The organism is Bifidobacterium sp. POST2/T3 (B1) (assembly GCF_058197115.1).
On sequence record NZ_JBVPQK010000317.1, the window covers coordinates 1 to 2,995 of the forward strand.

2 protein-coding genes are annotated in these 2,995 nt (G+C 65.2%); both read right to left on the reverse strand.

What is annotated here, in order from left to right; all coding sequences use genetic code 11:
* Window positions 1-96 precede the first annotated feature (96 nt).
* On the reverse strand, window positions 97-2,133 hold the full coding sequence (locus AC0AP0_RS11010; protein WP_033512067.1) for an ABC transporter permease: 2,037 nt from the start codon (window positions 2,131-2,133) through the stop codon (window positions 97-99).
* On the reverse strand, window positions 2,130-2,861 hold the full coding sequence (locus AC0AP0_RS11015) for an ABC transporter ATP-binding protein (protein WP_029676375.1): 732 nt from the start codon (window positions 2,859-2,861) through the stop codon (window positions 2,130-2,132). The genes AC0AP0_RS11010 and AC0AP0_RS11015 overlap by 4 nt, the downstream gene beginning before the upstream one ends.
* Window positions 2,862-2,995: the final 134 nt, after the last annotated feature.

A 2,995-nucleotide genomic window follows, 5' to 3' on the forward strand; every position in this document is an offset into this window, starting at 1 on the left:
CGAGGATTCCCAGCAGAAGGCTTGCCGTGTATGCAAGAATGTGCCCCGGCATGTATTTCCTGACGACGTGGATAAAGTTCATGGTTGGCCTGGCCTCTAGTGTTTTGTGGGTTGGTTCTTGTGGGTGAGGCGTGTGCAGAGGATGGTGGTGGCTATGGCGACGGCCAGGAGCAGGAGGGACATGGGTAGGAAGATGTCTGCGATGATGGGTGTGTGTTGTATGCCGACCCCGTCCCGGACGAAGCTTATCGCCACGGATGCCTCGGTGATGGCCACGGCGACGAGGGAGAGGATGATGCCGGCGGTGACGTCGAGTGTGGTCTCGATGGCCGCTGACCAGGCGAGGGCGCCGCGGGTGACGCCCATCTGGTTGAGGCGCCGGTTCTGCATGCGTCGTTCGCTGATTCCTATGGCTATAGATTGGACGAGGAATATCAGGGCCAGGATGGTGCCGCCGGCTATCATGAGCGGTGTTCCCTGCTGCTCCTTGATGCTGGTCTTGATGTAGTCGTCGATGAAGTCCTGCCTGTTCAAGGCGGTGATCTTGTGGGTGGTGTCCCTTATCTGTTGGGCTATGTCGTCGGCCTGGGTGTGGTCGCGGGCGGTGATGAAGGCGTACAGTCGGCCGTTCTCGCCCTCCCTGGGCAGGCCATCCTCGGTCGTGAGCATGTCCATGTTCACGTGGGGGGTGGTCTTGGGCGGCTCGATGACGGCCACGACCTGGACCTGGTGTCTTTTGTCGTGGCGGTCGATGAGGGTGATCGTGTCGCCCGGCTTGCGCTGGTTGTCGTATGCTCTGCTTATGGCCACCTTGCCGGCGCCCAGGTCGGCCAGGCTGCCCTGGAGCACCTTGGGGGCGGTGTCCTTGTGGCTGGGGTCGGCCAGGTCACGGGCCTGGGCCCAGGTGACCTGGGGGAAGGTGTCCATCTGGATGTTTCCGTGCTTGTCGGTCAGGACCCATTGCTGGGTCTGGTAGATGTCGGCTGTGCCGACCTCCCGTCCGAGCCCCTGCAGCGTGCGCGAGATCCTGCCGGCCTGGGACAGGTCGTCCGAGGAGGCCACCACGTCGGCCTTCATGGGCTCGATGCTGAGCACCACCGAGCTCATGCGGCCCGCCTGCATGATGAGGATGAAGGAGACCAGAATGGTCAGCGCCATCATGGCCGGCAACGCTATGGCCGTGGCGCCTGCCCTGCCCCTGCGGACCCGTTGCCGGGCCAGCAGGCCCGGTCCGGCCGCGGTTTTTTCGGCCAGCAGGCCCAGCAGGGATGCTACCGGGGGGACCAGCAGGGGGGCGGCCACGTACACGGTGATTATCAGTAGGACGATCAAGCCCAGCAGCCGGTCGTAGAACTCCGAGCGGTCGACCGGCATGAAGGCGACCGTGATAGAGGCTAGGAACAGGGCCAGGGAGCATACGATCCGCAACCGGCTGGCCTTTTTGTCCTTGACGGCCGGTTGTGTCATCAGCTTCAGGGGGGTCTCGGCCCCGAACCTGCGCGTGGCCAGCCACACGCCCAGCAGGCAGACCGCCATCATCAGGGCGAAGGCCACGGCCGCCACCCACAGGCGGGCCCTGGGGTGGAAGAGCAGGTCGATGTCCGTGGTGCCCATGGCCCTTATGAAGGCCATGCCCACAGGAACGGTCAGCAGGGATCCGGCCAGGCATCCCGCGGCGTCGGCCAGGGCCAGGGGCAGGGAGAACTCTCGCAGGGCCATGGCCACGACCTGTTTGCCCGAGGCGCCGTTGAGCCGCATCAGGCCGTATTCCCGGCGCCTTTCCTGGACCAGGAAGGACACCGATGACAGGACCAGGAACACCGTCACCAGCAGGCAGAACACCAGCGCGATCAGCGACACAGTGTTCAATGCCAGGTCGTAGTAGGCCTTGGTCAGAATGCGGTGGTAGGCGTTCAGGCCCTCCAGGCCGTGCAGGCCGTCGTAGGCCAGGCCCGCCTGACGTGCCTGCAGGGTCGCGCAGGACAGGGTCGTGGCGGCGAACACGGCCAGGCACATGATCCAGTAGGAGGAGCGGTGGGCCCTGACCAGGGAGAAGGACAGGCTGGCCCTTGTTGGCCGCTTGCGCCAGGGTCGGCTCGCCTGCTGGGCCGGGGAGGCCATGCCCGCGCTCACCGGTCGGCCCCGCTCAACGTGGTCTCGGCCAGGTGCATGGCCAGCTGCTCGGCCGTGCAGCCCGACCACACCGAGTGGATGCGGCCGTCGACCAGGAACACGGTGCTGCCAGCACGGGCCGCCACATCCGGGTCGTGGGTCACCATCAGCACCGTGGACCCCCGCGCCGCCACCTGGCCGAAGGCGTCCAGCACCAGCTGGGAGCCGGCGGTGTCCAGGGCGCCCGTCGGCTCGTCGGCAAAGACGACCGAGGGCCTCGAGGCCAAAGCCCTGGCCACCGCCACACGCTGCCGCTGCCCGCCCGACATGTCCGAGGGATAGACGTCGGCGAAACCATCCAGACCCACCGCCTGCAGGGCCCGCACGGCGTCGTCGACCTCGATGCGCGGCCCGCCGAAGAGGAAGGACAGCATCACGTTCTGCAGGCATGTGAACGCTTCGACGAGGTTGTAGTCCTGAAACACGAACCCGATCAGGTCACGCCTGACACGTGTCAGGTCGGCCTCTCCCATCCGGGCCAGGTCATGCTGCCCGATGTGCACCAAGCCCTGGTCGACCGGCAGCAGGCCCGAGGCGCAATTCAGCAGGGTCGACTTGCCCGCGCCCGAGGGCCCCATGATCGCCGTCCACGACCCAGGCGGGCATTGCAGGGACACGTCGGTGATGCCGGCCCCGCCCGAACCGTAATGATAGGAGACACCCTCAAGGGACAGAAACTCACCAGCCATACCCAACCCCAATCCACAGCCCGACGAAACCCCGAGCACCATACGAATCCACAACGCGAAAAGCTACAGCGAACTTTACACTGAGACGCAATACAAGTATTGCTTGCGTGACGGTTAAAAGTCTTCCATAAATT

Bases quoted from the DNA above. Each gene is read 5' to 3' on its own strand.
- AC0AP0_RS11015 (WP_029676375.1), bottom strand. From the start codon at position 2,861: ATGGCTGGTGAGTTTCTGTCCCTTGAGGGTGTCTCCTATCATTACGGT.